This window comes from Agrobacterium sp. El2ro-1b (assembly GCF_048298475.1).
Classification (GTDB): domain Bacteria; phylum Pseudomonadota; class Alphaproteobacteria; order Rhizobiales; family Rhizobiaceae; genus Agrobacterium; species Agrobacterium fabrum.
Map to the genome: position 1 here is coordinate 452,434 of NZ_CP103458.1, position 26,652 is coordinate 479,085.

The following is a 26,652-nucleotide window of genomic DNA, read 5'->3' on the forward strand; positions in this document are numbered from 1 at the left end:
TGCCGCGTCGATCCGCGGAACATAAGAACCCGTTGTGCACAACGTTTTTGCCGCACTTCGGGTTCCCCGCCTGCCGCCGTAAATCCGGCCGGAGCGCCGCAACAGCCATTTATTTCGCATTTTCCGTGACTTGTTCAGGCTTTGATAACCATCTTCGGTAACCATAAGCGTCAGTAGAGAGTAAGCGTATGGAGCGAGTACCAATGGCAGCAGTTTTTCCGCTGGCCGATTTTCGGCGTGCCGGTTTTGATCGTGCGGGCGAGAGTGACGCCTGGAAAGACAGCATCATCAAAGGTGATTGTGTCGCTGCCTTGGATGCCCTCCCGAGCCAGTCGGTGGATGCGATTTTCGCCGATCCGCCCTATAATCTCCAGCTTGGCGGCACGCTGCACCGGCCCGATCAGTCGCTGGTCGATGCCGTCGATGACGAATGGGACCAGTTCGCCTCCTTCGAGGCCTATGACGCCTTCACCCGCGCCTGGCTGCTCGCCTGCCGCCGCGTGCTGAAACCGAACGGCACCATCTGGGTCATCGGCTCCTATCACAATATCTTCCGCGTCGGCGCCATGCTCCAGAACCTCGATTTCTGGATCCTCAACGATATCGTCTGGCGCAAGACCAACCCCATGCCCAATTTCAAGGGCCGCCGTTTCCAGAACGCCCATGAGACGATGATCTGGGCAAGTCGCGATCCGAAAGCCAAGAGCTATACCTTCAACTACGACGCGCTGAAGGCCTCCAACGACGATGTCCAGATGCGCTCGGACTGGCTGTTCCCGATTTGCAGCGGCCATGAGCGGCTGAAAGGCGACGACGGCAAGAAGGTGCATCCCACCCAGAAGCCGGAAGCCTTGCTGGCGCGCATCATCATGGCGTCGACCAAGCCGGGCGATATCGTGCTCGATCCGTTCTTCGGCTCCGGCACCACGGGTGCCGTTGCAAAACGCCTTGGCCGCCATTTCGTCGGCATCGAGCGCGAACAGGATTATATCGATGCGGCATCCGCCCGCATCGCCGCCGTCGAGCCACTCGGCAAGGCGGAACTGACCGTCATGACCGGCAAGAAGGCTGAGCCGCGCGTCGCCTTCAACACGCTCGTGGAAAGCGGCCTTGTCCGCCCGGGCCAGGTGCTGACGGATGCACGACGTCGCTATAGCGCCATTATTCGTGCCGATGGTACGCTCGCATCCGGCGGGACCGCCGGCTCCATTCACCGCCTCGGCGCGAAGGTGCAGGGTCTCGATGCATGCAACGGATGGACGTTCTGGCATTTCGAGGACGGCGACGCGCTGAAGCCGATCGATGATCTCAGAACCATCATCCGCAGTGAAATGGCAAAGGCCGAATAGTCGAGAGCCGTAAAGGCTGGAGACGGACGATCCACCGCCCGCCCTTGTCAGAATACGTCTCTGTCCGGTTTAGTACCTTCAGTCCCGGATAGAGAAACGACCAACGCCCGGCACCCTGGTGTCGGGCGTTGGTATTTTCGAATATAAAACTTTAGCTAGACAAGTTTCGCGCAAGAGACGCGTAATACTGTCTCAAATCAGAGCAGTGGTTGTGAAAATCCGGTTCGGAAAGCTCACAAAAACACTGCGTCCGATGCCGCTTGCGGCAGGACTGGCGCAGGCCGGAGACCGCCATTTCCGCCTGCGCCAATTTCTTTTCCTACACCGCCACCCCATAGGCCCGCAAATCCTGCTTCAGCTTTTCCGCGCCGGTAAAATGCACGGCCTGCCAGCCGGCGGCCTTGGCGCCTTCGACATTGGCGAGCGTATCGTCGATGAAGAGGCTGGTGGCCGGATTGAGGTCGAATTCCTTTGCGTGCAGATCGTAGATCGCCACATCCGGCTTCAAAAGTTTCACGTCGCCGGAGACCGTCACGCCGCGCGGCAGGGTGAGGAAGGGGAACATCTTCTGCGCTTCGCGAAAAGTGTCGGAGGCGAAGTTGGTCAGCATCGTCACATCATGGCCGCTGTCGATCAGGGCAACCATGATCTCGACGCTGTCATCATAGGAGTGCGAGACCATCTCGTGCCAGAACTTGCGGAAGGCGCGGATGTGCTCTTCCCGTTCGGGAAACCGCTCAAGCAGCAGCGCCTCGGCATCTTCCCAGCGGCGGCCGCGATCCTGTTCGAGGTTCCAGTCATGGGTGCAGACATTCTCGAAAAACCATTGGCGCTCGTCGGCATCGGGAATGAGGCGGCTATAGGGAATATGCGGATCGTAATGGATCAGCACCTTGCCGATGTCGAATACGATATGGTCAATCTTGGTCATCGAAACTTCCTGGTTTTATCGAATGCGGATGGAATAGCCTCTGCAATGACTTTTTTCATCACCGTTGGCAGCGCCTGCGCGTCAAGATTTGTAACCGGCTCCCACCATCCGTCATCCGGTCCGGTTTGGAGGTCATCCGGCACCTGCGCGCGATAGATGGTCAGACGCAGTTCGAAATGGGTGAAGACATGCACGATCACGCCCGCCATCTGCCAGCCGGCAGCAAAGGGTGCGTGGCTCACCTCAGTGCCGCCATCCATCCGCGCGGTCCACGCCGTTGTCGGCACCTCGGTCATGCCGCCGAGAAGCCCGCTGTCGATGCGCCGCCGCAGCAAAATCTCCCCCGCTCTATTCACTGCGACGAAAGCAGCCCCGAGCCGCACCGGCTTTGCCCTTTTTGCGGCTTTCACCGGAAACCGCTCCGGCTCGTCACGGGCAAGCGCAAGGCAGGCGCCGTTGAAAGGACAGAGCGCGCAGGCCGGCCGTTTCGGCGTGCAGATCGTCGCGCCGAGATCCATCATCGCCTGCGCAAAATCCCCGGGTCTCTCGGCAGGGGTCAATTCCGCCACCTTCGCCTTCATGGCCGGCTTGGAGCCGGGCAAGGGCGCGTCGATGGCAAAGAGGCGCGAAATCACACGCTCGACATTGCCGTCCATGACAGCCGCCTGCCGGTTGAAGGCGATGGCCGCGACGGCGGCGGACGTATAATCGCCGATGCCGGGCAACTGCTTCAGACCTTCTTCCGTGTCCGGAAAGACGCCACCATGCTCGCGCGCCACGGCCTCCGCGCATTTTTTAAGATTGCGGGCGCGGGCGTAATAACCCAGCCCCGCCCAAGCGGCCATGACATCCTCGACCGGTGCCGCCGCCAGATCGTCAACACGCGGCCAGGCGGCAAGAAACTTCAGGAAATAGGGTTTAACCGCCTGCACCGTCGTCTGCTGCAGCATCACTTCCGAAAGCCAGACGTGGTAGGGATCGGCACGTTTTCCTCGTGCCGCCATGGCCGGGGAGGTGCGCCACGGCAGTTCGCGATGATGCCGGTCGTACCATGCTAGCAGCATCTGCGCATAAGACGACGGGGCGGTTTTTTGAAGCATGGTTTGCCGTTTCTGTTCGATTTGGCCTATAGTTGGGACATAAGAAGCAGGCGATCAAGAACATGCGGATTCGCCGGCTCCCAAAACGTGAGTGAAACATGCGTTATCCCCAGAAGGGCGTTCAACAAAGGAAAGGCGTCGTCCAGATCGCCGAAGTTGCCAACGGCATCATGGACCCGGTCCTGTCGAAACGCGCCGGCATCAACACCGCGCTGCTCGGCTCCTGGGATGAGATCGCCGGTGACGATTTTGCCGATTGCACGCGGCCGGAAAAGATCACCTGGCCGCGACGCGACGAGGGACCGGATCGCGGCGGTTATCGGCCCGGCGTGCTGACGATCGCCTGCGAAGGCGCGCGCGCCCTGTTTCTCACCCATGCCCAGGGCGAACTCATCGCCCGCATCAACGGCTTTTTCGGCTTTCCGGCCGTGCGCCAGATCAGGATCGTGCAGAAGCCCGTCTCGCAGGCCATCACCCGCCGGCGCAAACCGCAACCCCTGCGCGGCGATGCGGCAAAACGTCTCGATGACATGATGGAAGGCCTCGAGAGCGAGGCATTGCGCAAGGCGGTGGAACGGCTTGGCACGGCGGTCTTGCAGAAGAAGCCGCGTGGCCGAAGCATTTGATCGGTGCGGTTGTCCTTGACTGGTCACAATTCTTTGACAAGAAGAGTCCAGAACTCCGCTTGTGATGAACAGGCCGTCGCTATATCGGAATCAACGGACAATAGAGTCTATTACCAACAGGTGCTTTCATGCATTTTCCCGAACTGACCATTTCCCGTCGCAGCCTTCTCGGCGGTGTTGCCCTTGCCGCCCTTGCCACGGCCCTGCCGTTTGCCTTCACGCCCGGTATTGCCCAGGCGCAGGAACTGCCTGAATCCACCGGTGATGTGGATATGGCTGCGGTGATGAAGCCCGGCCCGCTGCCGGAAGCAGCGCTCGGCGATGCCAATGCACCCGTCAAGATCGTCGAATATATGTCGATGACCTGCCCGCACTGCGCCAACTTCCACAACAAGACCTTCGAAGAAATCAAGAAGAAGTACATCGATACCGGCAAGGTCTATTTCGTGCTGCGCGAATTCCCGTTCGATCCGCGCGCCGCTGCCGCCTTCATGCTGGCGCGCTGCGCACCGGAAGGACAGTATTTCCCCTTCGTTTCCATGCTGTTCAAGCAACAGCAGAGCTGGGCTGTCGCCCAGGATGCGCGTGCCGCTTTGCTGCAAATGTCGAAAATGGCCGGTTTCTCACAGGAGTCTTTCGAGGCCTGCTTGACGAACCAGAAACTTCTGGATGATGTGAACGCAACCATGCAACGCGGTGCGACGGAATTCGGCGTCAACTCCACGCCGACTTTCATCATCAACGGCAAGAAATACGCAGGAGACATGTCGGTTGAAACCATGTCGGCTGTCATCGACAAGCTGCTCTGATCACCGAAGCCTTCAGAAAGCGGGCGGCGGATATTTCCGCACGCCCGTTTTTTATTGCCCATCTTCTTGCCTGGGTGTGACGGCATGAAGTTCAACAAGCTCCGCGTCGTCGGTTTCAAGTCCTTCGTTGAACCCTCCGAATTCATCATCGAGCCCGGTCTGACCGGCGTTGTCGGCCCGAATGGCTGCGGCAAGTCCAATCTGGTCGAAGCGCTGCGCTGGGTAATGGGCGAGAATTCCTACAAGAACATGCGCGCATCCGGCATGGATGACGTCATTTTTTCCGGTTCCGGCAATCGCCCGGCCAGAAACACCGCCGAAGTCGGCCTTTATCTCGACAATTCCGACCGCACCGCGCCCGCTGCCTTCAACGATGCCGATGAAATTCAGGTGACACGTCGCATCGAGCGCGAGAACGGCTCCGTTTACCGCATCAATGGCAAGGAAGCCCGCGCCAAGGATGTGCAGCTGCTGTTTGCCGATGCCTCCACCGGCGCCCGCTCGCCCTCCATGGTCGGGCAGGGGCGTATCGGCGAGCTCATCAATGCCAAGCCGCAGGCCCGCCGCCAGCTGCTGGAAGAGGCGGCCGGCATTTCCGGGCTGCATTCCCGCCGCCACGAGGCCGAGCTTCGCCTGCGCGCCGCCGAGACTAATCTGGAGCGGCTGGAAGACGTGACCGCCCAGCTGGAAAGCCAGATCGAAAGCCTGAAACGCCAGGCGCGCCAGGCCAACCGCTTCAAGATGCTGTCCGCCGATATCCGCGCTCGCGAGGCGACCCTTCTGCACATCCGCTGGGTGGAGGCCAAGGAAGCGGAAGGCGAGGCGGAAAGCGCCCTCAACCAGGCGACCAACATCGTCGCCGAAAAGGCGCAAGGCCAGATGGAAGCGGCCAAGCAGCAGGGCATCGCGAGCCTGAAACTGCCGGAACTGCGCGAGGACGAGGCCCGCGTGGCCGCCGCCCTGCAACGCCTGCAGATAGCCCGCACCCAGCTGGATGACGAGGCAAACCGCCTGCTGCGCCGCCGTGACGAGCTGGCCCGCCGTCTTTCGCAGCTTGGCGAGGATATCGTCCGCGAGGAACGGCTGGTCGCCGATAATGCCCAGATACTCGCGCGGCTGGACGAAGAAGAGGCCGAACTCCTCGACATCCTCTCCGATTCCGGTCGTCATGCGGATGAGATGCGCGAAGCCTTCGAGGCTGCAGCCGTCAAGCTGGCGGAAAGCGAAGCCGTCTTCACATCAATCACCGCCGAGCGCGCCGAGGCGGCTGCGGGCCGTCAGCAACTGGAGCGGGCGATCCGCGATCTTTCTGACCGCAAGCTGCGGCTGGAGCGGCAATCGCAGGAAGCTTCTGCCGAGATTGACACTATCGACGAAAAGCTTTCCGGCCTTCCCGACCCTGCTGAGCGGCGCGAAGCGGTGGAAGCGGCGGAGATTGCCGTCGAGGACGCGTTGATCGTGGCAGAGGAAGTCGAGGCGGCCGTTGCCGAGGCGCGTTCCGCCGAAGCACTGGCGCGCGGGCCGCTGGAAACGGCGAAGAACCGGCTGAATGCGCTGGGTACCGAAGCACGCACCATCACCAAAATGCTCGCCACCAGCGCTGCCGCCAATGGCAGTTTCACGCCGGTGGCGGAAGAAATGACGGTGGAGCGCGGTTATGAGGCCGCACTTGGCGCCGCGCTTGGCGATGATCTCGAAAGCCCGCTCGATGCGAGCGCCCCTGCCTATTGGGGCGGCAATGGAAACGGTGCGGATGATCCCGTCTTGCCGCAGGGTGCGAAACCGCTGCTGGACTATGCGCAGGCACCGGATGCCCTCCGGCGCGCCCTTGCACAGATCGGTGTCGTTGCAGACGTATCGGAGGCCCGACGCCTTCTGCCGTCGCTGAAAGCTGGCCAGCGGTTGGTCACGCGCGACGGCGCGCTGTTCCGTTGGGATGGCCATATCGCCAGCGCCGATGCGCCGGGTGCCGCCGCACTTCGCCTGTCGCAGAAGAACCGCCTTGCCGAAATCGAAGCCGAGCTGGACGAGGCCCGCTCCATTCTGGAAGAGGCCGAAGACCAGCTTGCCGCGAAAACCGAGGACATCAGAAACAGTGAATTGCGGCTCTCGGAGGTGCGCGACCGGAGCCGGCTCGCGACCCGTCAGCTTGCCGAGGCACGCGAGGCGCTGACATCCGCCGAACGGGCTTCGGGCGATCTGCTGCGCCGGCGGGATATCGTCTCGGAAGCGCTGAACCAGATCGGCGCGCAGATCGACGAGATCGCCGTTCAGGAAGAAAATGCCCGCATCGAAATGGAAGATGCGCCGGATCTTTCCGTGCTTGATCTCCGGCTGCGTGAAAGCCAGCTGGAAGTCGCGACCGACCGTGGCCTGCTGGCGGAAGCCCGCGCCCGCCATGAAGGCATGAGCCGCGAGGCGGAAAGCCGCCAGCGCAGAATTCAGGCCATAGGGCAGGAGCGTTCCACTTGGCAATCGCGGGCGGCCAGTGCGGCCGATCATATCGCGACATTGCGCGAACGCGAGGAAGAGGCGCGCGAGGAAATCGCCGAGCTTGATATAGCGCCGGAGGAATTCGACGAGAAACGCCGAAACCTCCTCAACGAATTGCAAAAGACCGAAGACGCCCGCCGCTCCGCCGCCGACCGGCTGGCCGAGGCGGAGAACCTGCAGCGTGCCGCCGATCGGGTGGCGGCAACGGCGCTTTCCGAACTAGCCGAAGCCCGCGAAAAGCGCGGCCGTGCCGAAGAACGTCTGGTTTCCGCCCGCGAGAAACGGCAGGAAACCGAACACCGCATCCGCGAAACGCTGAATACCGAGCCGCATATGGCATTTCGCCTGACCGGCCTTGGCCCGGACCAGCCAAAGCCCGATATCCGCGACGTCGAGCGCGATCTCGACCGGCTGAAGATCGAGCGCGAAAGGCTTGGTGCCGTCAATCTGCGCGCCGAGGAGGAACAGGCGGAGCTTTCCGCCAAGCTCGAAGCGCTGATCAAGGAGCGGGATGACATCATCGATGCCGTGCGCAAGCTGCGCGCCGGCATCCAGAACCTCAACCGCGAGGGTCGTGAGCGGCTGATCGCCGCCTTCGACGTGGTAAATTCGCAGTTCCAGCGGCTGTTCACCCATCTTTTCGGTGGCGGCACGGCGGAATTGCAGCTGATCGAATCCGACGACCCGCTGGAAGCCGGCCTCGAAATCCTCGCCCGCCCGCCCGGCAAGAAGCCGCAGACCATGACGCTGCTTTCGGGCGGCGAGCAGGCGCTGACGGCGATGGCGCTGATCTTTGCGGTCTTCCTCACCAATCCCGCGCCCATCTGCGTGCTGGACGAGGTGGACGCGCCGCTCGACGACCACAATGTCGAGCGCTACTGCAACCTGATGGATGAGATGGTGGCCTCCACCGAAACCCGCTTCGTCATCATCACCCATAATCCCATCACCATGGCGCGCATGAACCGCCTGTTCGGTGTCACCATGGCCGAACAGGGCGTTTCGCAACTGGTGTCGGTGGATTTGCAGACCGCTGAGCAGCTGCGCGAAGCCGTCTGAGGCGCCTTTTCCGATTCTCTTCGCCAATTATGCTCATTTTGAATTTATCTTGCTATCTCACCCATTCGGGTGAGCGACATCACGCGGCATTTTGTTATGGTCTGCCTATAAGTCTAGGGCTCTCTCCAGACCCCACCATCCGGTTTCCTGTACCGGATGGAATGCCTTGCGAGGTCGCTGCCGCGGCCTCGCAAGGCTTTCTTTTTGGGGGCATGCGCCCCCTTTTCCCTCATTCCTGTGACGAGCACAGGAATGAGGGAATGCGGATGCTTTGCTTTGCGAAATTCGAACCATGTGGCGCAGGCGTTCTCGGCATCTACTCGTCGCAAAATTTAAGCCTCAAACCTCACCCCGGCACAAGCCGCAGTCGCGTCCCCCAGGGGTCGATCGCTTCCACGACATTATTCTCCATCTCCACCAGCACGTAACCGGCGGCCCGCAGCCGTGTTTTCTGCGCTTCGAGGTCGGCGGGATTGCGAACGGCGAGTGAAAACCAGTCGAGACCGGTCTCCATGGCGTTGCGTTCCTTCGCACCACGGCTGCTCCAGCTATTCACCGCCAGATGGTGATGATAGCCGCCGGAGGAGAGGAAAGAGGCGTCCGAGCGCGCATCCTGCGTCGGTTGCAGGCCGACTGCCGATTCGTAAAAGGCGCGGGCAGTGGCGATTTCGCCGACCCGCAGGTGAATGTGGCCAATGCGCATCCCGGCCGGGGCCGTCTCATAATCGCTTTTTCTGGTATCCGTTAGCGTCACGAGATCATCGACGTCGAGTGGTTCGGTGCCCATCTTCACCACCTTGCCGCTCCAGACCCATGTGTCTTTCGGCCGGTCGCCGTAAACCTCGATGCCGTTGCCTTCGGGATCGTTGAGATAGATCGCCTCGCTGACATTGTGATCGGCAAAACCTGACAGAGGCACCTGTTTCAGCGCCGCATGCACCAGCCAGCGGGCCAGATCCTTGCGGGTGGGCATCAGATAGGCGATGTGGAACAGGCCGGCGGAGGTCGGGCTTTCGAAATCTGCCGCAGGCTTGTGCACGAGATCAAGCAGCGGAGCGGTACCGACACCGAGCGTCACGCCCCTTGCTGTGCGTTCCACCTCGTTCATGCCGAGCACTGAGCGGTAATAATCGATCATCTGATCGAGATCGCGGACGCGCAGCGCCGCCTGACCGACATGTATCGGTGTTGTTAAGGCGAAGGGCAGGGCGGCATTTGCGGGGGTTGCACTCCCCTCTGCTTTGAGCGCACCGGCAAGAGCGGTGGCGGCACAGGAGATTCCGGCAAATTTCAACGTATGGCGGCGGGTAAATTGCATGAATAATCTCTTTGCAGCGATTTGAATGGCTTAGGCAACACTCCGTTTCAGCGCACTACACGAATGCGTCAATCATGCCGTATTTGGCCTTTGCGGCAATTCTTACGCGCAATTCGCCGCAATTATGCTGCACTGCGATGTAAACTGCACGTTGCGGCGTTCCCAACATGCTGGCAATGCTGTAGATGATAGAAAAATGATAACGCTTCTGGGTGGAGAGCGTGGAATGAAAAAATGGGTTTATACCTTCGGCAATGGTGCTGCCGAAGGCAGGGCAGGTGACGTTGCTATATTGGGCGGCAAGGGCGCGAACCTTGCCGAAATGGCAAGTCTCGGCCTACCCGTTCCCCCCGGCCTCACGATTATAGCCGATGCCTGCGCGCTTTATCACAAGAATGGCCGCGATCTTCCCGAAGACCTGAAGTTACAGGTTATGGCCGGGCTGCACGGCATGGAGATCGTCACCGGCAAGACCTTCGGCGGCAGCCATTCCCCGCTGCTGATCTCTGTGCGCTCCGGCGCGCGCGCCTCCATGCCCGGCATGATGGATACCGTCCTCAACCTCGGTCTCAACGACCGCACGGTCGAGGCGCTGGGCCATGATGCGGGTGATGCCCGTTTTGCCTGGGACAGCTACCGCCGTTTCATCCAGATGTATGGCGATGTCGTCATGGGCCTCGATCATGAAATGTTCGAGGAAATTCTCGAAGATGAGAAAGGCCGCCTCGGCCACGAATACGATACCGACATGTCGGCGGTCGAATGGCAGCACATCGTTTCTCTCTACAAGAAGCTGATAGAGGATGAGCTCGGCGAAGCCTTCCCGCAGGACTGTCATGTCCAGCTCTGGGGCGCCATCGGCGCGGTCTTCGCCAGCTGGACCAACCATCGCGCCGTGACCTATCGGCATCTGCACAATATTCCGGGTGACTGGGGTACTGCGGTCAATGTGCAGGCCATGGTCTTCGGCAATCTCGGCTCGTCCTCGGCAACCGGCGTCGCCTTCACCCGCAATCCCTCCACGGGCGAGGCGGAGCTTTACGGCGAATTTCTCGTCAATGCGCAAGGGGAAGACGTGGTGGCGGGCATCCGCACGCCGCAATCCATCACCGAAGCCGCGCGCCTGGTATCCGGGTCCGACAAGCCTTCCATGGAAAAGCTGATGCCGGAGGCGTTTTCCGAATTTCTGGCGATCTGCAAGCGGCTGGAAACGCATTACCGTGACATGCAGGATCTGGAATTCACCATCGAGCGCGGCAAGCTCTGGATGCTGCAGACCCGTTCCGGCAAGCGCACCACCCGCGCCGCCATGAAAATCGCCGTCGATATGGTGGAAGCGGGGCTGATTTCGCAGGAGGAGGCCGTCTGCCGCATCGAGCCGTCGTCGCTCGACCAGCTGCTGCACCCTACCATCGATCCCGGCATTTCCCGCCCCATCATCGGTTCCGGCCTGCCGGCTTCTCCGGGAGCAGCGACGGGTGAAATCGTCTTTACGTCGGAAGAGGCGGTCGCCGCCGAAGCCGAGGGGCGTCGCGTCATTCTGGTGCGCATCGAAACCAGCCCGGAAGATATTCACGGCATGCATGCTGCCGAAGGCATTCTGACGACGCGCGGCGGCATGACCAGCCACGCCGCCGTGGTGGCACGCGGCATGGGCATCCCTTGCGTCACCGGTGCCGGCTCCATGCGTGTCGATATGCGCAACAAGGTGCTGATCGGCGTCGGCTGTATGCTCAAACGCGGCGATGTCATCACCATCGATGGCTCTTCCGGCCGGGTGCTGAAGGGCGAAGTGCCGATGACGCAGCCGGAACTGTCAGGCGATTTCGGCAAGCTGATGCAATGGGCGGACAATCTGCGCCGAATGACCGTGCGCACCAATGCCGATACACCGGCCGATGCCCGCGCCGCCCGTGCTTTTGGCGCTGAGGGTATTGGCCTCTGCCGCACCGAACACATGTTCTTTGAAGGCGACCGTATCCATGTGATGCGCGAGATGATCCTTGCCGAAAGCGAAAAGGGCAGGCGGGCAGCACTCGATCAGCTTCTGCCAATGCAGCGTTCGGATTTCACCGAGCTGTTCCAGATCATGCACGGCCTGCCGGTGACGATCCGCCTGCTCGATCCGCCGCTGCACGAATTCCTGCCGAAGAGCGATGGTGAGATCGTCGAGGTCGCTGCCGCCATGGGCATGCCGCAGACGGTGTTCCGCCAAAGGCTGGATGCGCTGCACGAATTTAACCCCATGCTCGGCCACCGCGGCTGCCGGCTGGCGATTTCCTATCCGGAAATCGCCGAAATGCAGGCACGCGCCATATTTGAAGCGGCTGTGGCTGCGGCGCGCATCACCGGTGCGCCTGTTGTGCCTGAGATCATGGTGCCGCTGGTCGGCCTCCGCTCCGAACTGGATTACGTCAAGGCTGTCATCGACACGGTAGCCGCCGAGGTGGCGGAAGAGACCGGCATGAGCATCGAATATCTGACCGGCACCATGATTGAGCTGCCACGTGCGGCGCTGCGTGCCCATGTCATTGCGGAAGCGGCGGAGTTCTTCTCTTTCGGCACCAACGACTTGACGCAGACGACCTTCGGAATTTCGCGCGACGACGCGGCGCGTTTCATCAATACCTATCAGCGCAAGGGCATCATCGAACGTGATCCGTTTATCTCGCTCGATTTCGACGGCGTGGGAGAACTGATCCGCATCGCCGCCGAACGCGGCCGCCAGACGCGGCCGGAACTGAAGCTCGGCATTTGCGGTGAACATGGCGGCGATCCGGCCTCGATCCATTTCTGCGAGGATGCGGATCTTGACTACGTGTCCTGCTCACCCTTCCGCGTGCCGATCGCCCGCCTTGCGGCGGCGCAGGCGACGCTCGCTGCAAAGGCAAAGCAGGGGGAAACCCCAAGCAACGTCGCCTTCATTCCCGTCAGGGGTTCTGTCGGACGATGATCTGACTCTCGACAACGACCGGCCGGTAGAACATGTCGCGGTTCATCTGCGCCTGCCAGGCGCGGTTGTCTGCACGGCGGTCCATCTCCAGATCAAGAAGGCAACCGGCCATTGGGTCCGTGCCGGGGCGGAAACCATAACCCCGGCATGTCGCCTCATCCCGCGCCCGCCGCTCTTCCGGCGTCAGCGTCTGGCAAGCGGTAAGCGCCAGCATGGCGGCAAGCGAACCGAGGACGATGGAAACACGCATCTTGTTTCTCCCTGATATGACAGCCGTACGGCACTTTTATTGCCGCGATTGATACGCCTGTTTGCATTTGGGGAAAAGCCACATCGGGGTGGAAAATTGCATCCCGCCCGCGCTGGAGAAGGGGCGTGGCAGATGGCCGTGTCGGCCTCGTTCCAGCCGAGAGAATGACATTGGGGGAACCACCCTACGGTAGGTCAAGAATGTCGCAGGAAAGGAGGCGGGAAAAAACCTTGCACGACAAGCCAGTCGGCAAGCAGAAGCGTAGGGACGCCGACAAGGACGAGACCACCCATGAACCCGATGAAGCCAACCGTGGCGCGTTTCCACGGTCGGGTTTGATAAAGATAGATCGCAAGCCCAACTGGAGCGAGCAGAATGGTCGCCACTTTCGCGGCTGAACTGCGCTTGACGTCGCTTTTGGCGGCATCCTCTATTTGCCACCAGGAAAACAGGGTGAGGATGCCGACCATCTGTACCAGATCGTTTGCGGTAAAGGAGCTCGAAGGTCCGGCAGGCCAGATAGCCGCATCGATAAGAAGCCCAAGGGATATGAAAATCAGCAGACCGACATAGATCCAGTTACGTTTCGTCATGTGCACGGGTTCCGCTAAAAATATGCGCTGTCATTTGAATGACCTCGCCTGCAAGTATCATTTCACTGTTGGTGAAATCGTATCCCCAAGCCTAAAGCTGTTAGAAGTGGTAGAAAAGGTCTTCGGGGGTCGGTTCCGCTCTAAAGCGGAACCGACCCCCAGATTATCGCAATCAGGCCGCCACTGCTTCACGATCATCGAGCGCGTCGATGTCCTTGGCGTTGTTATAAACGGCTTCATTGAGAATGCCCTCGCGCTTGGCAACGATGGTGGGCACAAGCGCCTGGCCGGCGACGTTGACCGCCGTGCGGCCCATATCGAGGATCGGGTCGATGGCGAGCAACAGGCCCACACCTTCAAGCGGCAGGCCAAGCGTGGAGAGCGTCAGCGTCAGCATCACCACGGCACCTGTGAGACCCGCCGTTGCGGCGGAACCGAGCACCGAGACGAAGACGATCAGCACATATTCCTGAATGCCAAGTGGCACCTGGAAAAACTGCGCGATGAAGATCGCTGAAATCGCCGGATAGATCGCGGCGCAGCCGTCCATCTTGGTGGTTGCACCGAGTGGCACGGCGAAGGCGGCATATTCGCGCGGCACGCCGAGGCTCTTTTCCGTCACGGTTTCGGTGACGGGAAGTGTGCCGATGGACGAGCGCGACACGAAGGCGAGCTGGATGGCCGGCCATGCGCCCGCAAAGAACCGCGAAGGCTTCAGGCCATGGGCGAGAAGCAGCGCCGGATAGACCACGAACAGCACCAGGGCCAGACCGATATAAACCGCCGCCGCATACCAGCCGAGCTGCGACAGCGTCGTCCAGCCATATTGGTCAACCGCGCGGCCGAGCAGGCCGATGGTGCCGATGGGGGTGAGGCGGATGACCCACCACAGGATTTTCCGCACGATGGTGAGCAGCGACTGGTTGAAGGCAAGGAACGGTTCCGCCGCCTTGCCCGCTTTCAGCGCTGCGACACCAAAAGCAATGGAAACCACGAGCAGCTGTAGCACATTGAAGTTCAGCGAGGTGCTGCCGGCGCCGTTGTTGATTTTGGTAGAGGCTTCAAGGCCAAACACGTTGGCCGGGACGAGGCCCTTGAGGAAGTCCAGCCAAGAACCCGTCGAGGAGGGGGCCGCTGCTGCCGTATTGGCAATTGCCGTGTTGACGCCCGGCTGAATGACGAGGCCGAGCACGATGCCGATGACCACGGCGATCAGCGCGGTGATGGCGAACCACAAAAGCGTCTGCCATACCAGCTTTGCCGCATTGGAAAGGTTCTTGAGATTGGCGATGGAGGCCACGATGGCTGTAAAGATCAGCGGTGGTACGAGCGCGCGCAAAAGCTGCACGAAAATGCTGCCGATGGTCTGCAGCGTCACCGAAAGCAAGTTCGGGCTGCCGGCGGCATCGGGCCCAATGTTGCGCGCAAGGAGGCCGAGCAACAGGCCGATGACCATGGCGCTCAGAACCTGAAAGCCGAAATTGCGATAAAAGGGTTTCGGCCCGGAGGAGCCGGCGGACGTCGTTGCCTGTGACATGACATGTCTCTTTATTGTGCAAGAAAACGAGAATGTTGCACTTTTTACACGCATTCTCGAGGGAGGTCGCCGAGAATACGCCGATTTCCTCAGCAATTAAGGGATGGACTTGCGTATTTTGTGCATTGTCGGGGAATTATTCTCTTAAGTGGCGGTAATTCGGAAAATATTTCCGTTTCTTGTTGCCGTGGCCTTTTCGTCCTTCGGAGCGATACCGGTGGCCCGGAGAGCGTTTGTATTTGGCAAGGGCTTTGCGTACCCCGGACCATGTCCACTACTGTCCGGTTTAAGTTTCTGGACAAGGCGCAAGACTCTCATTCGAATAGGCTTTCCGGATTTTCGCCTTAACCGGACACCAAAGAAGAGCGGCGTCGTCCGATGGGAAGGAAGTCATGGCAATTGCGCCGACGTCATCCTCGGGCCTGTCCCGAGGATCTGCCAACGTATTGATTTTATTCGACGTGGTTAGATCCTCGGCACAAGGCCGAGGATGACGTTGAGTGAATGTTCACAGCAGTGGAACATGTCCGGCATGGCGGAAGAGAGGTCTTCGGAGGTTGTGAGCACGTTTTACCCGCAGATCAAATCCCCTCCTTTGTTTTCCTCGCCGCAAATCCGGTCTATGACATCATATGCAGGTGATTCCCTTGCCAGAATTCGGGTGCAACGCTTTTTAGCCAATGCGATCTAACGGATATCCGCTTCCATGACTGTGCGTTTCGTCCGGCCTTTTTCGGTGGCAGCCTATCTTTCCCGTTATCTGGGTTTTGCGGCGCTGGCGCTTTTTCTTGTCGCCGCCGGCATCCATCGTTTCGGGCCGCTGACGACGCCTGATCTTGTCGGGCTGCTCCTCATTGCCGCCGGCATTGCTCTTGTGGCCGTGCTTCTGGCGCTGATCGGCCTGGAGCGGCTGTGGACGACGGGCGCGCGCGGCGGGCTTTCGGCGCTGGCAGCGCTGCTTCTCTCCGCCCTGCCACTCGGCGTCGTTGGGTATGGTACCTTTCTTTATTGGCAGCAGCCGAAAATCTACGACATTTCCACCGATCTGACCGACGTGCCGGAATGGCTGGCGACACCCGCCGCCAACCAGCAATGGCTGGTGCGGCCGGTGGTTATTACGAAAGCTGACCGCGATGCGCAGATGGAGGCTTATGCGAGCCTAGCCGGCCGTCGTTATGAAGGCGCAATCGACCGTATCTATGCCGCCGCCAAAAAAATGGCCGCAGCCCAGTCCATCCGTATCATCCATACGAAGGGTGTGATCGGCGCGGAAGATGCCCCCTCCATCGGCGTGCCGCCGCAGGACAGGACGCAGCCGACGGAAGATGCGCCGGTGGAAGACCTGCCCTCCATCGTGCCCGTGCCCATGGCGCGCCCGGCTGAGGCACCGCAGCCCACCTTCTTCAACGGCAGCGGCGCGGTGCTAATGCAGGGCGAAACCCGCACCCGCATCTGGGGCCTGCGATTCGATATCCTCATCCGCCTGAAGGAAGAGGCGGAAACCACCATCGTCGACGTGCGTGTGGCCTCCCGCTACGGTCCGCATGATCTCGGCATGGGTGCGGCAATTGCCGAGGCTTATCTCGATGCGCTGGATGCGGAAATGCAGGGTCTGAACGACAATTGAGTTCGTGACGCCGAAAGCTTGGCTGCCGCTAAGCTTCGGCGAAATTGGGGCTCCGCATCGCCGCTGTTTCTTCTCCCCGCCGGGGAGAAGGTGGCCCGAAGGGTCGGATGAGGGGGCAACGTTGCCGTATCTCACGACCCTCGCCCCCTCATCCCGCTGCCGCGACCTTCTCCCCCTGGGGGAGAAGAAACAAGCGGCAAACGCTCGCTCTCTCAGCAGAAGAGCGGTGGACTAGGCGGCAGCAAGATTAGAAATACCGCGTCTCAAACCCCCGTCAGGCTGGAAAATACTCGCCCATCAGCGAAGGCGCGCCATCCGTCCGCACTTCGCCCTTTTCGATGAGGTCCTCGATATGCGCCAGCACGGAAAGGGCTGCCGCGCCGTGCAGGCGCTTGTCGGTGCTGGCATAGATCACCTTCACCATATCGGCGATCCGCCTGTCGCCGTCGCGGATACGCTTCAGGATCGCCTTTTCCCGCATGCGGCGGTGGGCGCGAAGCCCGCGCATGAAGGCGGCGGGGTCGGTGACCGGTCCGCCATGGCCGGGCAGAAACAGCCGGTCGTCGCGGGCGAGCAGCCGCTCAAGCGAGGCCATGTAATCGCTCATCGCCCCATCTGGCGGTGCAACGATGGTGGTGGCCCAGGCCATGACGTGATCGGCGGAAAAGACGATGCCGCTGCCCTCAAGAGCAAAGGCGGCGTGGTTGGCGGTGTGGCCCGGCGTATGCAGCGCGGTCAATGTCCAGCCATCGCCGGAAAGGCTCTGCCCGTCACCAAGCGTAATGTCTGGCGCGAAAGCCATATCTGAGCTTTCGGCAAAGGGGTTGGTTTCGCCCACATGCAGCGGCCGGGCGGCGCGGTGCGGACCTTCCGCCACCGTTATCGCCCCCGTTGTTTGCTTCAGCCGCCGGGCAAGCGGCGAGTGGTCGCGATGGGTGTGGCTGACGAAGATGTGGGTCACCTCGCGGCCGTCAAGCGCTGCCAGCAGCGCCTGAAAATGCGCCTCATCCTCCGGGCCGGGATCGATGACGGCAACGGAGCGGTCACCGACGATATACGAGTTGGTGCCATGGAAGGTGAAGGCGGAAGGGTTGTTGACGGTGAGGCGCTGGATGAGCGGGGCAACAGGAACCGCCTCGCCATAGGCCGGCTTGAAATCGAGATCGAATGCCGGGTCCGCCATCGAGACCTCCTGAATGAATGCCATGCCGCAAGTGCAGGCAGCGCCCGCCACACAATCGCCAAGCCCTACCATGCCGCCTGCGGCCCGGCACCCAAAAAGCTTGGGTTTTGTGAAAAAATTGGTCGCCGGGTCATTGCCGCGCCGGGCAGGCTTTGCTAATCAGGCGCGGTTCAGGCAGCGGCGTTTCGATCTCGCTGCCCTGTTGGGGCGTCGCCAAGCGGTAAGGCACCGGTTTTTGGTACCGGCATTCCCAGGTTCGAATCCTGGCGCCCCAGCCATCTTCCAAAGTCAGAACAGTGCCCGCAGGTCCCGGCGGCCGTCGATCACACGAACGATTTCCACGCAACGTATTTCGTCGTCATCCGTATCCGGTACGGTTTCGTAGAGAATGACGTAAGGTGCTTCGACGAGCATTCGATCAGGCTCTCCGCTTTGGCGCGGAATCGGGCAAAATACCGTTCCGCAGCCAAAGGCTGTGACTTGCCGATATCGACATAGATTTTCTTCACATCACTGCGTGCGCGGGGCGTCCAGACAAGCTTAGTGGTCACGATTCTTCAACGAAGCAAGTTCCGCCCGCGCTTCATTGAGCGTTTCGTCAAAATCCACTTCGGTTGAACTGCCACTGCCTTTGCCCTCACTCCATAATGCGCGCAGCTTGGTGATGTCGTTGCGTCGCTGAACCCATTTTGCCGACCAGTCGCGCATTGCTTCACGGATGACTTCGCTGCTGCTGGCGTAAGCGCCGCTTTCCACGGCCTCCCGCAATATTTCGGCGTGCTGCAGTGTCATGGAAACGCTGATCTTCTCCACGTTGGCCATCTATGATCTCCTTGGCATTTGGTGGCAATTATTACTACCAAATGGATTGCGATTCCATCATTTTCAACGCGCGCACGGACCGCGCGAATGTAGTGGAACCGGATGCGTCGGATGTTAAAAGTCGTCTCCCACAAAAAACGCCGCGCATCCGGAGACACGCGGCGTCCAATCCTAAAAGTCGCAGCTAAACCTTAAAGCGCGATATCCGGCACCTTCTTCACCGGCGCACCTGCAGGTGCCGCACCGGCACCCTTCAGCGCCTCGAGATCGATCTGCGGCGGGGTCGGCAGCTGCAGGTGTTCGGCCGTATAAGCCCACTCCTCACGCACCTTTTCCGGGTCGTCATTCAGCTTCGTGCCATAGCTCGGCACGATCTGGCGCAGCTTCGCCTGCCATTCCGGCGTCGCCACCTTGTCCTTGAAGACTTTTTCCAGAACGCTGAGCATGATCGGTGCAGCGGTCGAGGCGCCCGGCGAAGCGCCGAGCAGGCCGGCGATGCTGCCGTCCTTGGCGGCGACGACTTCGGTGCCGAGCCGCAGCACGCCGCCTTTTTCCTCGTCGCGCTTGATGATCTGCACGCGCTGGCCGGCCTGCCACAGGCGCCATTCGCCCTGCTTGGCATTGGGGAAATATTCCTTGAGCGCGGCAAAGCGGTCGTCATCCGACATCATGAGCTGTCCGGCGAGATATTCCACCAGCGGATATTCATCGATGCCCACCCGCACCATCGGCCAGGCATTGCTGGTCGTGACGGAGGAGACGAGATCGAAATAGGAGCCTTCCTTCAGGAACTTGGTGGAGAAGGTGGCGAAAGGCCCGAACAGGATGACACGCTTGCCGCCCAGCACGCGGGTATCCAGATGCGGAACCGACATGGGCGGCGAACCGACCGAGGCCTTGCCGTAGGCCTTGGCCAGATGCTGCATCGTCACATCAGGGTTCTCGTTGATGAGGAACGAGCCGCCCACGGGGAAACCGGCATAGTCATCGGCTTCGGGAACGCCGGACATCTGCAACAGATGCAGCGCACCGCCGCCGGCGCCGATGAACACGAATTTCGCGTCCACCACCTGTTCGGCATCCGTCTTGGTGTTGGTATAGGTCACGCGCCAGCTGCCATCGGCACTACGCTGGATGTCGGAGACCTCGCTATTGACCTGCAGGTCGAAATTCTGGTCGCTCTGCAGATGCGAGACGAACTGACGGGTGATTTCGCCAAATTCCATGTCAGTGCCGAGCGGCGACCAGGTGGCGCCGATCTTCTGGGAGGGATCACGGCCCTCCATCATCAGCGGCACCCACTTCTTGATCTGTTCGGGATCGCTGGAATATTCCATGCCGGCGAAAAGCGGGCTGGCCTTGAGCGCTCGATAGCGCTTTTCCAGATAGGCGACGTTTTCGTCACCCCAGACGAAGCTCATATGCGGCGTGTGGTTGATGAAGGAGCGCGGGTTCTTCAAAACGCCGTTGCGCACCTGCCATGCCCAGAACTGCCGGGAAATCTGGAAGGATTCGTTGATGTTGACGGCTTGGCTGATCTTGATGTTGCCGTTGTCGTCTTCCGGCGTGTAGTTCAGCTCGGCAAGCGCGGAATGGCCGGTGCCGGCATTGTTCCAGCCGTTCGAGCTTTCAAGCGCAACGCCATCCAGCCGCTCCAGCATCTGCATCGACCAGGTGGGCTCCAGTTCGCGCAGCCACACGCCGAGCGTCGCGCTCATGATGCCGCCGCCGATCAAAAGCACGTCGACCTTCTTGGCAGCCGTATTGGCGAGAAGCGGAGCAGAGGGCAGTGCCGCCACGGCAAGTCCGGCGAGCGCGCCGCCCAGAACCTGTCGGCGGTTCAGCGGAAATGCGTGGGAGAGATCAGTGAGCTGGGATTTGTCTTGATCGATGGGAGTCACGGCCATACCTGATTCTTGTTTTGTGTTAAAAACATTCCTCCCGAGCGCCCCGTTATAGCAAAGCGCAAAGCGGCACAACCCGCACCCATTCACGCTAGTTCAAGCGTTTTTGCAGGGACTTGGCCGGGACATATGGTCGCGCTGGTGAATTTTGCGCGTTTGCGGATTGTCATTTTCAGCACTGTAAAGATTAGCCGATGCTTTCAAACGGTTGAAAGGGTTCTATCGGCCGGATATGGCGAAAAGCGCGCCCGGCCGCATTCTGCCGGCCATGATGATCGGCGCGACGCTGCTGCGGGCGGATTTTTTTCAGAAAAATGACGATATTCCCGGAAAAGTGAAAGGCCCGCCGTGTCGGGCGGGCCTTGTTGTGTTCGCTCTGAGGCCGACAGCTCAGTTTGCGGCGAGGAATTCCGCGCAATAGCTCGGGCCGTTGACGCCGGGGCGGTCGGAGACCGTGCGCACGGCAGTGATCTTGTAGTCGCTGGAAACAACCAGCTGCACGGTGCAGGAGAGCGAAGCGCTGCGGGCCGGCGAGATCTGGCGACCCTTCTTGCCATCCTTGCCTTCTTCGAACTTCGCCGGAATGGTGGCCTTCTTGTAGCCGCCGCGCCAGTTATAGACGGTAGAGCTGCCGGTTTCCGTGTCGCTCAGCGGCGGGCCGAACTTTGCAAAGAAAATGCCGGCGGACTGGCCGACCCAGCGGGTCTCGACCGGGCTCTTCTGGGCAAATGTGGGGGCGGAGCCACCGGTGGAGGTGGTGCAGGCGGAGAGCGCAATGGCAAACGCTGCGAGCGTTACGCTGCGAAATAGCATGGTGAAATGTCCTTTGTGCCGTGTCCGGCTTCCCGCCGGTCATTCCGTTCCCCTAGCAGATTTGGCGGCGCGGGGCAGGGGAGGTGTGCGGCTTGACGAAAATTTCCTGCCACAATTGCTTTTTTGTAACGTTTTCCGTCCTTCGGTCGCACTCTGCGGGTGCTTGGCGGGGCTGTTGCACGGGACGGCGAAAACTTGTCATAAAAAATGCATTAAGCCGCTTGTCGAATGCCGGAGGCTGGTCTATAGACGCGCTGCTGGTCACGGAGTGTAGCGCAGCCTGGTAGCGCACGTCGTTCGGGACGACGGGGTCGGAGGTTCAAATCCTCTCACTCCGACCAGCTTGAAGCCTTGTGTGTCAGGCTTTCTGGCCATTTATCATCTCATTAAAATATAGCCGTTTTTGCCTATGCGCACAGATTGCGCACAGTTTCAGAACGCATTTGCTGCACTTTGCTGAAATTCTGGAGCGTTGTGCAGATATGTTCTTTCGAATTCATCGCTGGTAATGCCGTCCGATGCAGCGGCCTTAAGAACATCAACGCCAGCATGGGCACGCCAACAAGCCCGTTTCGGCCGGCTTTTAAACGCCGCAGCCGGTCACCCGAACGAAAGAGGCCCGTCGCTCCGCCAAGCGCCAGGCCTCAATGTCGCTACGGCCTTGTTTCAGGGGACGCGCGACATCTGACGTCTTAAAAGCGCCAATTCCGATCCACAATCCAAGAAGTTACCCGTCAGCGCCCTAAGCCCCGAATTTCCGGGACATCGTGATGATCAATTTATTGCGATCGAAAAAGAGGCCCGCTGTTCTCTCGAACAACGAGCCTCTGTTGGGTCGCTGGGCGGAGCGACCGCGTGCAAATTCGTCTTTTGCGCATGAACGTCAAATGAACAAACGGCTTTGCCCGAAGTCGAGAAACTACCCGTAAAAATAAGGAACTCATGGATCGGAAAGCGCGCTCAGCCGTTATCTATCCATAACAACGATGGAGGATAACATGCTGAAGGGTATTGCACTGTGGGCGATGGGCGTTCCGGTCGTCGTGATCATTCTGCTTTATATGTTCGTATTTTAAGTCGCATCTGACGACAGACCAAACAAAAAGGCGACCACATCGTGGTCGCCTTTTGTCGTTCATGTGGGCGTTTTCAGTCGAGATCGCCGATGAGCCGCGAGGCAGTCGCCGCATCCGTGCGGCGGATGTCGATCTCGTCGCGGTGCTTGGCGAGCAGTTCTCCGGCCAGCAGCTTTTCCGCAAGGGCGGCGGGCAGGGAGAGGATGACGCGGTCGCCCTGTTCCTCCGTCGCACCTGTGCTGCGCTTGGCCGATATCATGCCGCCCGCCACCGTATTGTTGGTGTCAGGGTCGATCAGGATGAAGGAGCCGGTCGCCCGGTTCTGTTCATAGGGATCGAAGATCGCCGTCTCGTCGAAGGAGAGGCGGACCTTGCCGATGGCGTTCATCGGCAGCGACGTCTCATGCGCCTGCCATTCGCTTTCCCGAAGGTTGAGCTGGCTGACGGGCTGGACGCTGACGCGCTGGCGGCGGCTGGCGCTTTTCAGCCAGTAGCGTTTGCCGGCCTCGATGCCGCCCGGCTGCAGGGCGACGATCTGCGCGTCAAAAGCAAGTCCCGTGAGCGGTTGTGCCTCGATGGAAACGATCATGTCGCCGCGCGAGACATCCACCTGACGGTCGAGCACCAGCGTGACGGCATCGCCTGCCACGGCGGCGTTTCGCACCAGATCGAAGGTGACGATCTGCTTGACATTGGCGACCATGCCGGATGGCAGGACGACAACGCTGTCGCCGGGCTTCACCGAACCGCCGGCAACCGTGCCCTGATAACCGCGGAAGCTTTCACCGGGCCGCGACACGCGCTGTACTGGCAGACGGAAGCCACCGGACTGCGTGGAGCGGACGGTGGCAAGCTCCAGCGTCTCCACCAGCGTCGGGCCTTCATACCAGGGCATGGAGGCCTTGCCTGACAGCACGACGTTTTCACCCTTCAGCGCCGACATCGGAATGGCGGTGATCTGCTTGATGCCGAGATCGGAGGCGAAATCGCGGAACTCGTGGGCGATCAGCTCGAAACCGGCCTTGTCGTAGTTGGTCAGGTCGATCTTGTTCACCGCCAGCACGAATTGCCGGATGCCCATCAGCGCCGCGATGGTGGCGTGGCGGCGCGTCTGTTCCAGAATGCCGGTGCGCGCATCGACCAGCAGCACGGCCAGATCGGCCGTGGAAGCGCCGGTCGCCATGTTGCGGGTATATTGCTCATGGCCGGGCGTATCGGCGACGATGAAGGCGCGCCGGTCGGTGGCGAAATAACGATAGGCGACATCGATGGTGATGCCCTGTTCGCGCTCGGCCTGCAAACCATCCAGCAGCAGCGCGAAATCGGGCAGGCCGAGATCGTTCTGCTTGCCGCTGTCGCGGTGCAGCGTGGCGGCCTGGTCTTCCTTGACGGCCTTGGTGTCCCAGAGGAGACGGCCGATCAGGGTCGATTTGCCGTCATCCACGCTGCCGCAGGTGATGAGGCGCAGAGGACGCGTGTCGCGTGCCACCTTGGAATGTTCTGCAAAGGGCAGGATGGTGGCGGAAGAGGAGGGGGTGTTCGCGGCGGCAGTGCTCATCAGAAATAGCCCTCGCGCTTCTTTTTCTCCATCGAGCCGGACTGGTCGCGGTCAATGGCGCGGCCCTGCCGTTCGGAGACAGTGGCGATTTCCAGTTCGGCGATGACTTCCTGAAGCGTGGTCGCTTCGGAACGGATCGCGCCGGTCAACGGGAAGCAGCCAAGCGTGCGGAAACGGATCGAGCCGTGCTTGATTTCTTCGCCCGGCAACAGTTCCAGCCGCTCGTCTTCGGCAAGGATCATCATGCCGTCGCGCTCCACATAAGGGCGCTCGGCGGCGTAATAGAGCGGCACAAGCGGAATGTTTTCCGCCTCGATGTAACGCCAGATGTCGACTTCGGTCCAGTTGGAGAGCGGGAAGGCGCGCACGCTTTCGCCCTTACGGACCATGCCGTTATAGATGTTCCACAGTTCCGGGCGCTGGTTACGCGGATCCCATTTATGGTCGGGCGTGCGGAAGGAATAGATGCGTTCCTTGGCGCGGCTCGCCTCTTCGTCGCGTCGTGCGCCGCCAAAGGCCGCGTCGAACTGGCCGGCATCCAGCGCCTGACGTAGCGCTTCCGTCTTCATGATGTCGGTGTAGAGCGCCGATCCATGGGAGAAGGGGGTTACGTTTTCCGACGCGCCGCGAGGGTTGGTGTAGGAAATCAGGTCGAGATCGTATTCCTTCACGATATTGTCGCGGAACTCGATCATTTCCTTGAACTTCCAGCCGGTATTGACGTGCAGCAGCGGGAAGGGAATGCGCCCGGGAAAGAATGCCTTGCGCGCCAGGTGCAGCAGCACGGATGAGTCCTTGCCGATGGAATAGAGCATCACAGGATTATCGAATTCGGCGGCGACTTCGCGGAAAATATGAATAGCTTCGTTTTCAAGCGCCTTCAGATGCGGATCGAGCGGCGGCTTTGATGCGACAGTATTCTTGCTGTCCGTCTCGTGGACTGCGTTGGACATTGTAAACTCCGGGAGATGAACTGAATGATTATCGTTGCGGGATGGCGGAAACGGCGGGTGTCTGCTCCGCACCGGCGACATGAAGACCGCATTCGCGCTTCTCGTCGTTTTCCCACCACCATCGTCCGGCGCGCTCAGGCTCGCCGGGCTTGATGGCACGCGTACACGGCTCACAGCCGATGGAGGGGTAACCGCGCTGATGCAACGGATTGACGGGGATGTTCTCCTCGGCGACATGCGTGCGGATGAGGTCGATATCCCAGTCAGCCAAAGGATTGATCTTGATGAGATTGCGCTCCGCATCGAATTCGGCGAAGGGCGTCGTGGCGCGATTGCCGGACTGGCCGCGACGAAGGCCGGTGATCCAGAAAGCAGCACCCTCAAGCGCCTTGCCAAGCGGGATCAGCTTTCTGACATGACAGCAGGCGTGGCGCGCTTCAACGCTTTCGTAAAAACCATTCAGGCCGTATTTTTCGGCATAAGCGTCGATATCGTCCTGTTCGGGACGGAAGCGGCGGATTTCGATGCCGAAACGTTCTTCGGTTTCATCGATGAGATCGACTGTCTCCTTGAACAGCCGCCCGGTTTCCAGCGTCACGACGTCAATCGGCAGACGATGCGTGCCGATGGCGGCGGTGATCACCTGATCCTCGATGCCGAGGCTGGTGGTGAAGACGGCACGCCCGCCGAGGCCGGCAACGAAAGAGAGACGTCCCGCAAGATCGAGCCCGGCAAGCGTGGCGTCGAGGGATGCGGTATCGGCAGAGGCATTTGCTGAATTGATGGTCATTGTCACGTCCGGGATTTCCATGGCCGATTATTGTTGAAATCCGGCTATGCGAACAGAAATGACAGTCTTTGTGCGCTGCACTTCAGAGCAAAAATGCCTCACGCGCACGATCTATGAGCAAAAGATGCCCGTTCACCTTCTTTGCAGCTTGGATTTGAATTGTGACAACTTCTGCGCTAAGCGGGAATTGCCGGGTATCCGGGCTTGTGGTCTACTGGTTTTACGATGATTTCGCAGAAGGCAAAATACGCGCTGAGGGCGCTTCTTTCGCTGGCAAAGGCCGACGGCGGCTGTCCCGTGCAGATTTCCGACATTGCCCGCGAACAGGCCATTCCGAAAAAATTCCTCGAACAGATCCTTCTCGAAATGAAGAAGGAACGCATCGTCGAAAGCCGGCGCGGCAAGCAGGGCGGTTATCTCCTGGCGCGCCCGGCTGCAGACATCACCTTTGGCGAAGTGCTACGCCTCATCGACGGGCCGCTCGCACCCTTGCCCTGCCTGTCGCAGACCGCCTATCGCCGCTGCGAGGATTGCGACGGCGAAAAGCAGTGCGAGATCCGCCACGTCTTCGCCCGCGTGGCCGATGCGACGCGCAACATCCTCTTCAACACCACCATTGCCGATGCAGTGGCGGGTGTCGAAGTGCCCGAGCTTTTGACGGCCTGACGCTGCCGTCTTTTCACCGTACGCGCAGTCGAACTTTGCTGTGACGGCCCTCAACCCATCCGTCATACCGGCCTTGAGCCGGTATCCAGCCGCTGCGCGTCTGCGCGGCGGAGAGAGTCTTCTCAGCCCAAGGACTTGGGCTGACTGGATACCGGCTCAAGGCCGGTATGACGGATGGGGAGCGCGTATTGGTTTCCCGACCCCCTCACGCCGCCCCGCACGAAAAAATTGTCTAAAACCCC

Annotated in this window: 22 protein-coding genes, 2 tRNA genes and 1 pseudogene; 10 read left to right on the forward strand and 15 right to left on the reverse strand. The window is 60.4% G+C overall.

The window, feature by feature from the left end; translation table 11 throughout:
* The first annotated feature begins 203 nt into the window (after positions 1–203).
* On the forward strand, positions 204–1,349 hold the full coding sequence (locus NYR50_RS02190; RefSeq protein WP_080810312.1) for a site-specific DNA-methyltransferase: 1,146 nt from the start codon (positions 204–206) through the stop codon (positions 1,347–1,349).
* 319 nt (positions 1,350–1,668) lie between these two features.
* On the opposite strand, the gene NYR50_RS02195 is transcribed toward NYR50_RS02190, so the two are convergent.
* Both NYR50_RS02195 and mutY read right to left on the reverse strand, forming a co-directional pair.
* Positions 1,669–2,280, reverse strand: coding sequence for an HAD family hydrolase (locus NYR50_RS02195; protein ID WP_418136633.1), 612 nt, complete (start codon positions 2,278–2,280; stop codon positions 1,669–1,671).
* Positions 2,277–3,380, reverse strand: coding sequence for an A/G-specific adenine glycosylase (mutY, locus tag NYR50_RS02200; protein ID WP_418136634.1), 1,104 nt, complete (start codon positions 3,378–3,380; stop codon positions 2,277–2,279). Before mutY ends, NYR50_RS02195 begins: the two co-directional genes overlap by 4 nt.
* 98 nt (positions 3,381–3,478) lie before the next feature.
* Here mutY and NYR50_RS02205 point away from each other — a divergent pair, with 98 nt between their 5' ends.
* The 3 genes from NYR50_RS02205 to NYR50_RS02215 all read left to right on the forward strand — a co-directional run bounded on the left by NYR50_RS02205 (position 3,479) and on the right by NYR50_RS02215 (position 8,367).
* Positions 3,479–4,006, forward strand: coding sequence for a DUF721 domain-containing protein (locus tag NYR50_RS02205; RefSeq protein WP_418136635.1), 528 nt, complete (start codon positions 3,479–3,481; stop codon positions 4,004–4,006).
* A 128-nt stretch (positions 4,007–4,134) separates the two neighbouring features.
* Positions 4,135–4,815: a DsbA family protein gene (locus NYR50_RS02210; protein WP_080817471.1), complete on the forward strand. Its 681-nt coding sequence runs from the start codon at positions 4,135–4,137 to the stop codon at positions 4,813–4,815.
* Positions 4,816–4,899: 84 nt separating this feature from the next.
* The gene (locus NYR50_RS02215; protein WP_418136636.1) at positions 4,900–8,367 is read left to right on the forward strand and encodes an AAA family ATPase; all 3,468 of its coding nucleotides are present in this window, start codon (positions 4,900–4,902) and stop codon (positions 8,365–8,367) included.
* Positions 8,368–8,713: 346 nt separating this feature from the next.
* Here NYR50_RS02215 and NYR50_RS02220 read toward each other — a convergent pair whose 3' ends face one another.
* Positions 8,714–9,685, reverse strand: coding sequence for a VOC family protein (locus NYR50_RS02220; RefSeq protein WP_418136637.1), 972 nt, complete (start codon positions 9,683–9,685; stop codon positions 8,714–8,716).
* A 226-nt stretch (positions 9,686–9,911) separates the two neighbouring features.
* On the opposite strand from NYR50_RS02220, the gene ppdK reads away from it, so the two are divergent.
* The gene (ppdK, locus tag NYR50_RS02225; protein WP_418136638.1) at positions 9,912–12,638 is read left to right on the forward strand and encodes a pyruvate, phosphate dikinase; all 2,727 of its coding nucleotides are present in this window, start codon (positions 9,912–9,914) and stop codon (positions 12,636–12,638) included.
* Here ppdK and NYR50_RS02230 read toward each other — a convergent pair.
* The 3 genes from NYR50_RS02230 to NYR50_RS02240 form a co-directional block, all read right to left on the reverse strand.
* Positions 12,616–12,888 carry a hypothetical protein gene (locus NYR50_RS02230; RefSeq protein WP_418136639.1) on the reverse strand — a complete coding sequence of 91 codons (273 nt, stop codon included), beginning with the start codon at positions 12,886–12,888 and terminating at the stop codon, positions 12,616–12,618. The genes ppdK and NYR50_RS02230 overlap by 23 nt on opposite strands.
* Positions 12,889–13,082: 194 nt before the next feature.
* A complete protein-coding gene (locus tag NYR50_RS02235) occupies positions 13,083–13,481 on the reverse strand; it encodes a hypothetical protein (protein WP_418136640.1) in 399 nt (132 codons plus the stop codon).
* Positions 13,482–13,653: 172 nt separating this feature from the next.
* The gene (locus NYR50_RS02240) at positions 13,654–15,018 is read right to left on the reverse strand and encodes a dicarboxylate/amino acid:cation symporter (protein WP_418136641.1); all 1,365 of its coding nucleotides are present in this window, start codon (positions 15,016–15,018) and stop codon (positions 13,654–13,656) included.
* Between the two features lie 706 nt (positions 15,019–15,724).
* Between NYR50_RS02240 and NYR50_RS02245 the strand changes: the two genes are divergently transcribed.
* A complete protein-coding gene (locus NYR50_RS02245; RefSeq protein ID WP_418136642.1) occupies positions 15,725–16,645 on the forward strand; it encodes a DUF1499 domain-containing protein in 921 nt (306 codons plus the stop codon).
* 274 nt (positions 16,646–16,919) lie between these two features.
* Here NYR50_RS02245 and NYR50_RS02250 read toward each other — a convergent pair whose 3' ends face one another.
* Positions 16,920–17,828 carry an MBL fold metallo-hydrolase gene (locus NYR50_RS02250; protein WP_418136643.1) on the reverse strand — a complete coding sequence of 303 codons (909 nt, stop codon included), beginning with the start codon at positions 17,826–17,828 and terminating at the stop codon, positions 16,920–16,922.
* 203 nt (positions 17,829–18,031) lie between these two features.
* Between NYR50_RS02250 and NYR50_RS02255 the strand changes: the two genes are divergently transcribed.
* Positions 18,032–18,106 (forward strand) — tRNA-Gln (locus NYR50_RS02255).
* Positions 18,107–18,116: 10 nt separating this feature from the next.
* On the opposite strand, the gene NYR50_RS02260 is transcribed toward NYR50_RS02255, so the two are convergent.
* The 4 genes and pseudogenes from NYR50_RS02260 to mqo form a co-directional block, all read right to left on the reverse strand.
* Entirely contained in the window at positions 18,117–18,242 is a 126-nt protein-coding gene (locus NYR50_RS02260; protein WP_418137331.1) for a hypothetical protein, read from the reverse strand.
* 11 nt (positions 18,243–18,253) lie between these two features.
* A pseudogene (locus NYR50_RS02265) lies at positions 18,254–18,379 on the reverse strand (type II toxin-antitoxin system RelE/ParE family toxin); the annotation flags it as partial.
* Positions 18,369–18,650 carry a ribbon-helix-helix domain-containing protein gene (locus NYR50_RS02270; protein ID WP_418136644.1) on the reverse strand — a complete coding sequence of 94 codons (282 nt, stop codon included), beginning with the start codon at positions 18,648–18,650 and terminating at the stop codon, positions 18,369–18,371. The pseudogene NYR50_RS02265 and the gene NYR50_RS02270, both read right to left, overlap by 11 nt.
* 191 nt (positions 18,651–18,841) lie before the next feature.
* Positions 18,842–20,557: a malate dehydrogenase (quinone) gene (gene mqo, locus NYR50_RS02275; RefSeq protein WP_418136645.1), complete on the reverse strand. Its 1,716-nt coding sequence runs from the start codon at positions 20,555–20,557 to the stop codon at positions 18,842–18,844.
* Between the two features lie 126 nt (positions 20,558–20,683).
* Here mqo and NYR50_RS02280 point away from each other — a divergent pair, with 126 nt between their 5' ends.
* Positions 20,684–20,872: a hypothetical protein gene (locus NYR50_RS02280; RefSeq protein WP_418136646.1), complete on the forward strand. Its 189-nt coding sequence runs from the start codon at positions 20,684–20,686 to the stop codon at positions 20,870–20,872.
* Positions 20,873–20,944: 72 nt separating this feature from the next.
* Here the strand turns inward: NYR50_RS02280 and NYR50_RS02285 are convergent, their stop codons facing one another.
* Positions 20,945–21,367 carry a hypothetical protein gene (locus NYR50_RS02285; protein ID WP_006310261.1) on the reverse strand — a complete coding sequence of 141 codons (423 nt, stop codon included), beginning with the start codon at positions 21,365–21,367 and terminating at the stop codon, positions 20,945–20,947.
* 264 nt (positions 21,368–21,631) lie between these two features.
* On the opposite strand from NYR50_RS02285, the gene NYR50_RS02290 reads away from it, so the two are divergent.
* A tRNA-Pro gene (locus NYR50_RS02290) sits at positions 21,632–21,708 on the forward strand.
* 808 nt (positions 21,709–22,516) lie between these two features.
* On the opposite strand, the gene cysN is transcribed toward NYR50_RS02290, so the two are convergent.
* Genes cysN through NYR50_RS02305 form a run of 3 tightly spaced genes read right to left on the reverse strand, consistent with a single transcriptional unit; the run spans position 22,517 to position 25,765 of the window.
* On the reverse strand, positions 22,517–24,001 hold the full coding sequence (gene cysN, locus NYR50_RS02295; RefSeq protein WP_418136647.1) for a sulfate adenylyltransferase subunit CysN: 1,485 nt from the start codon (positions 23,999–24,001) through the stop codon (positions 22,517–22,519).
* Positions 24,001–24,954: a sulfate adenylyltransferase subunit CysD gene (gene cysD / locus NYR50_RS02300; protein WP_418136648.1), complete on the reverse strand. Its 954-nt coding sequence runs from the start codon at positions 24,952–24,954 to the stop codon at positions 24,001–24,003. The genes cysN and cysD overlap by 1 nt, the downstream gene beginning before the upstream one ends.
* A 28-nt stretch (positions 24,955–24,982) precedes the next feature.
* Entirely contained in the window at positions 24,983–25,765 is a 783-nt protein-coding gene (locus NYR50_RS02305; protein ID WP_418136649.1) for a phosphoadenylyl-sulfate reductase, read from the reverse strand.
* 204 nt (positions 25,766–25,969) lie between these two features.
* On the opposite strand from NYR50_RS02305, the gene NYR50_RS02310 reads away from it, so the two are divergent.
* Positions 25,970–26,410, forward strand: a complete 441-nt coding sequence (locus NYR50_RS02310) for an RrF2 family transcriptional regulator (protein WP_153513330.1) — start codon at positions 25,970–25,972, stop codon at positions 26,408–26,410.
* Positions 26,411–26,652: the final 242 nt, after the last annotated feature.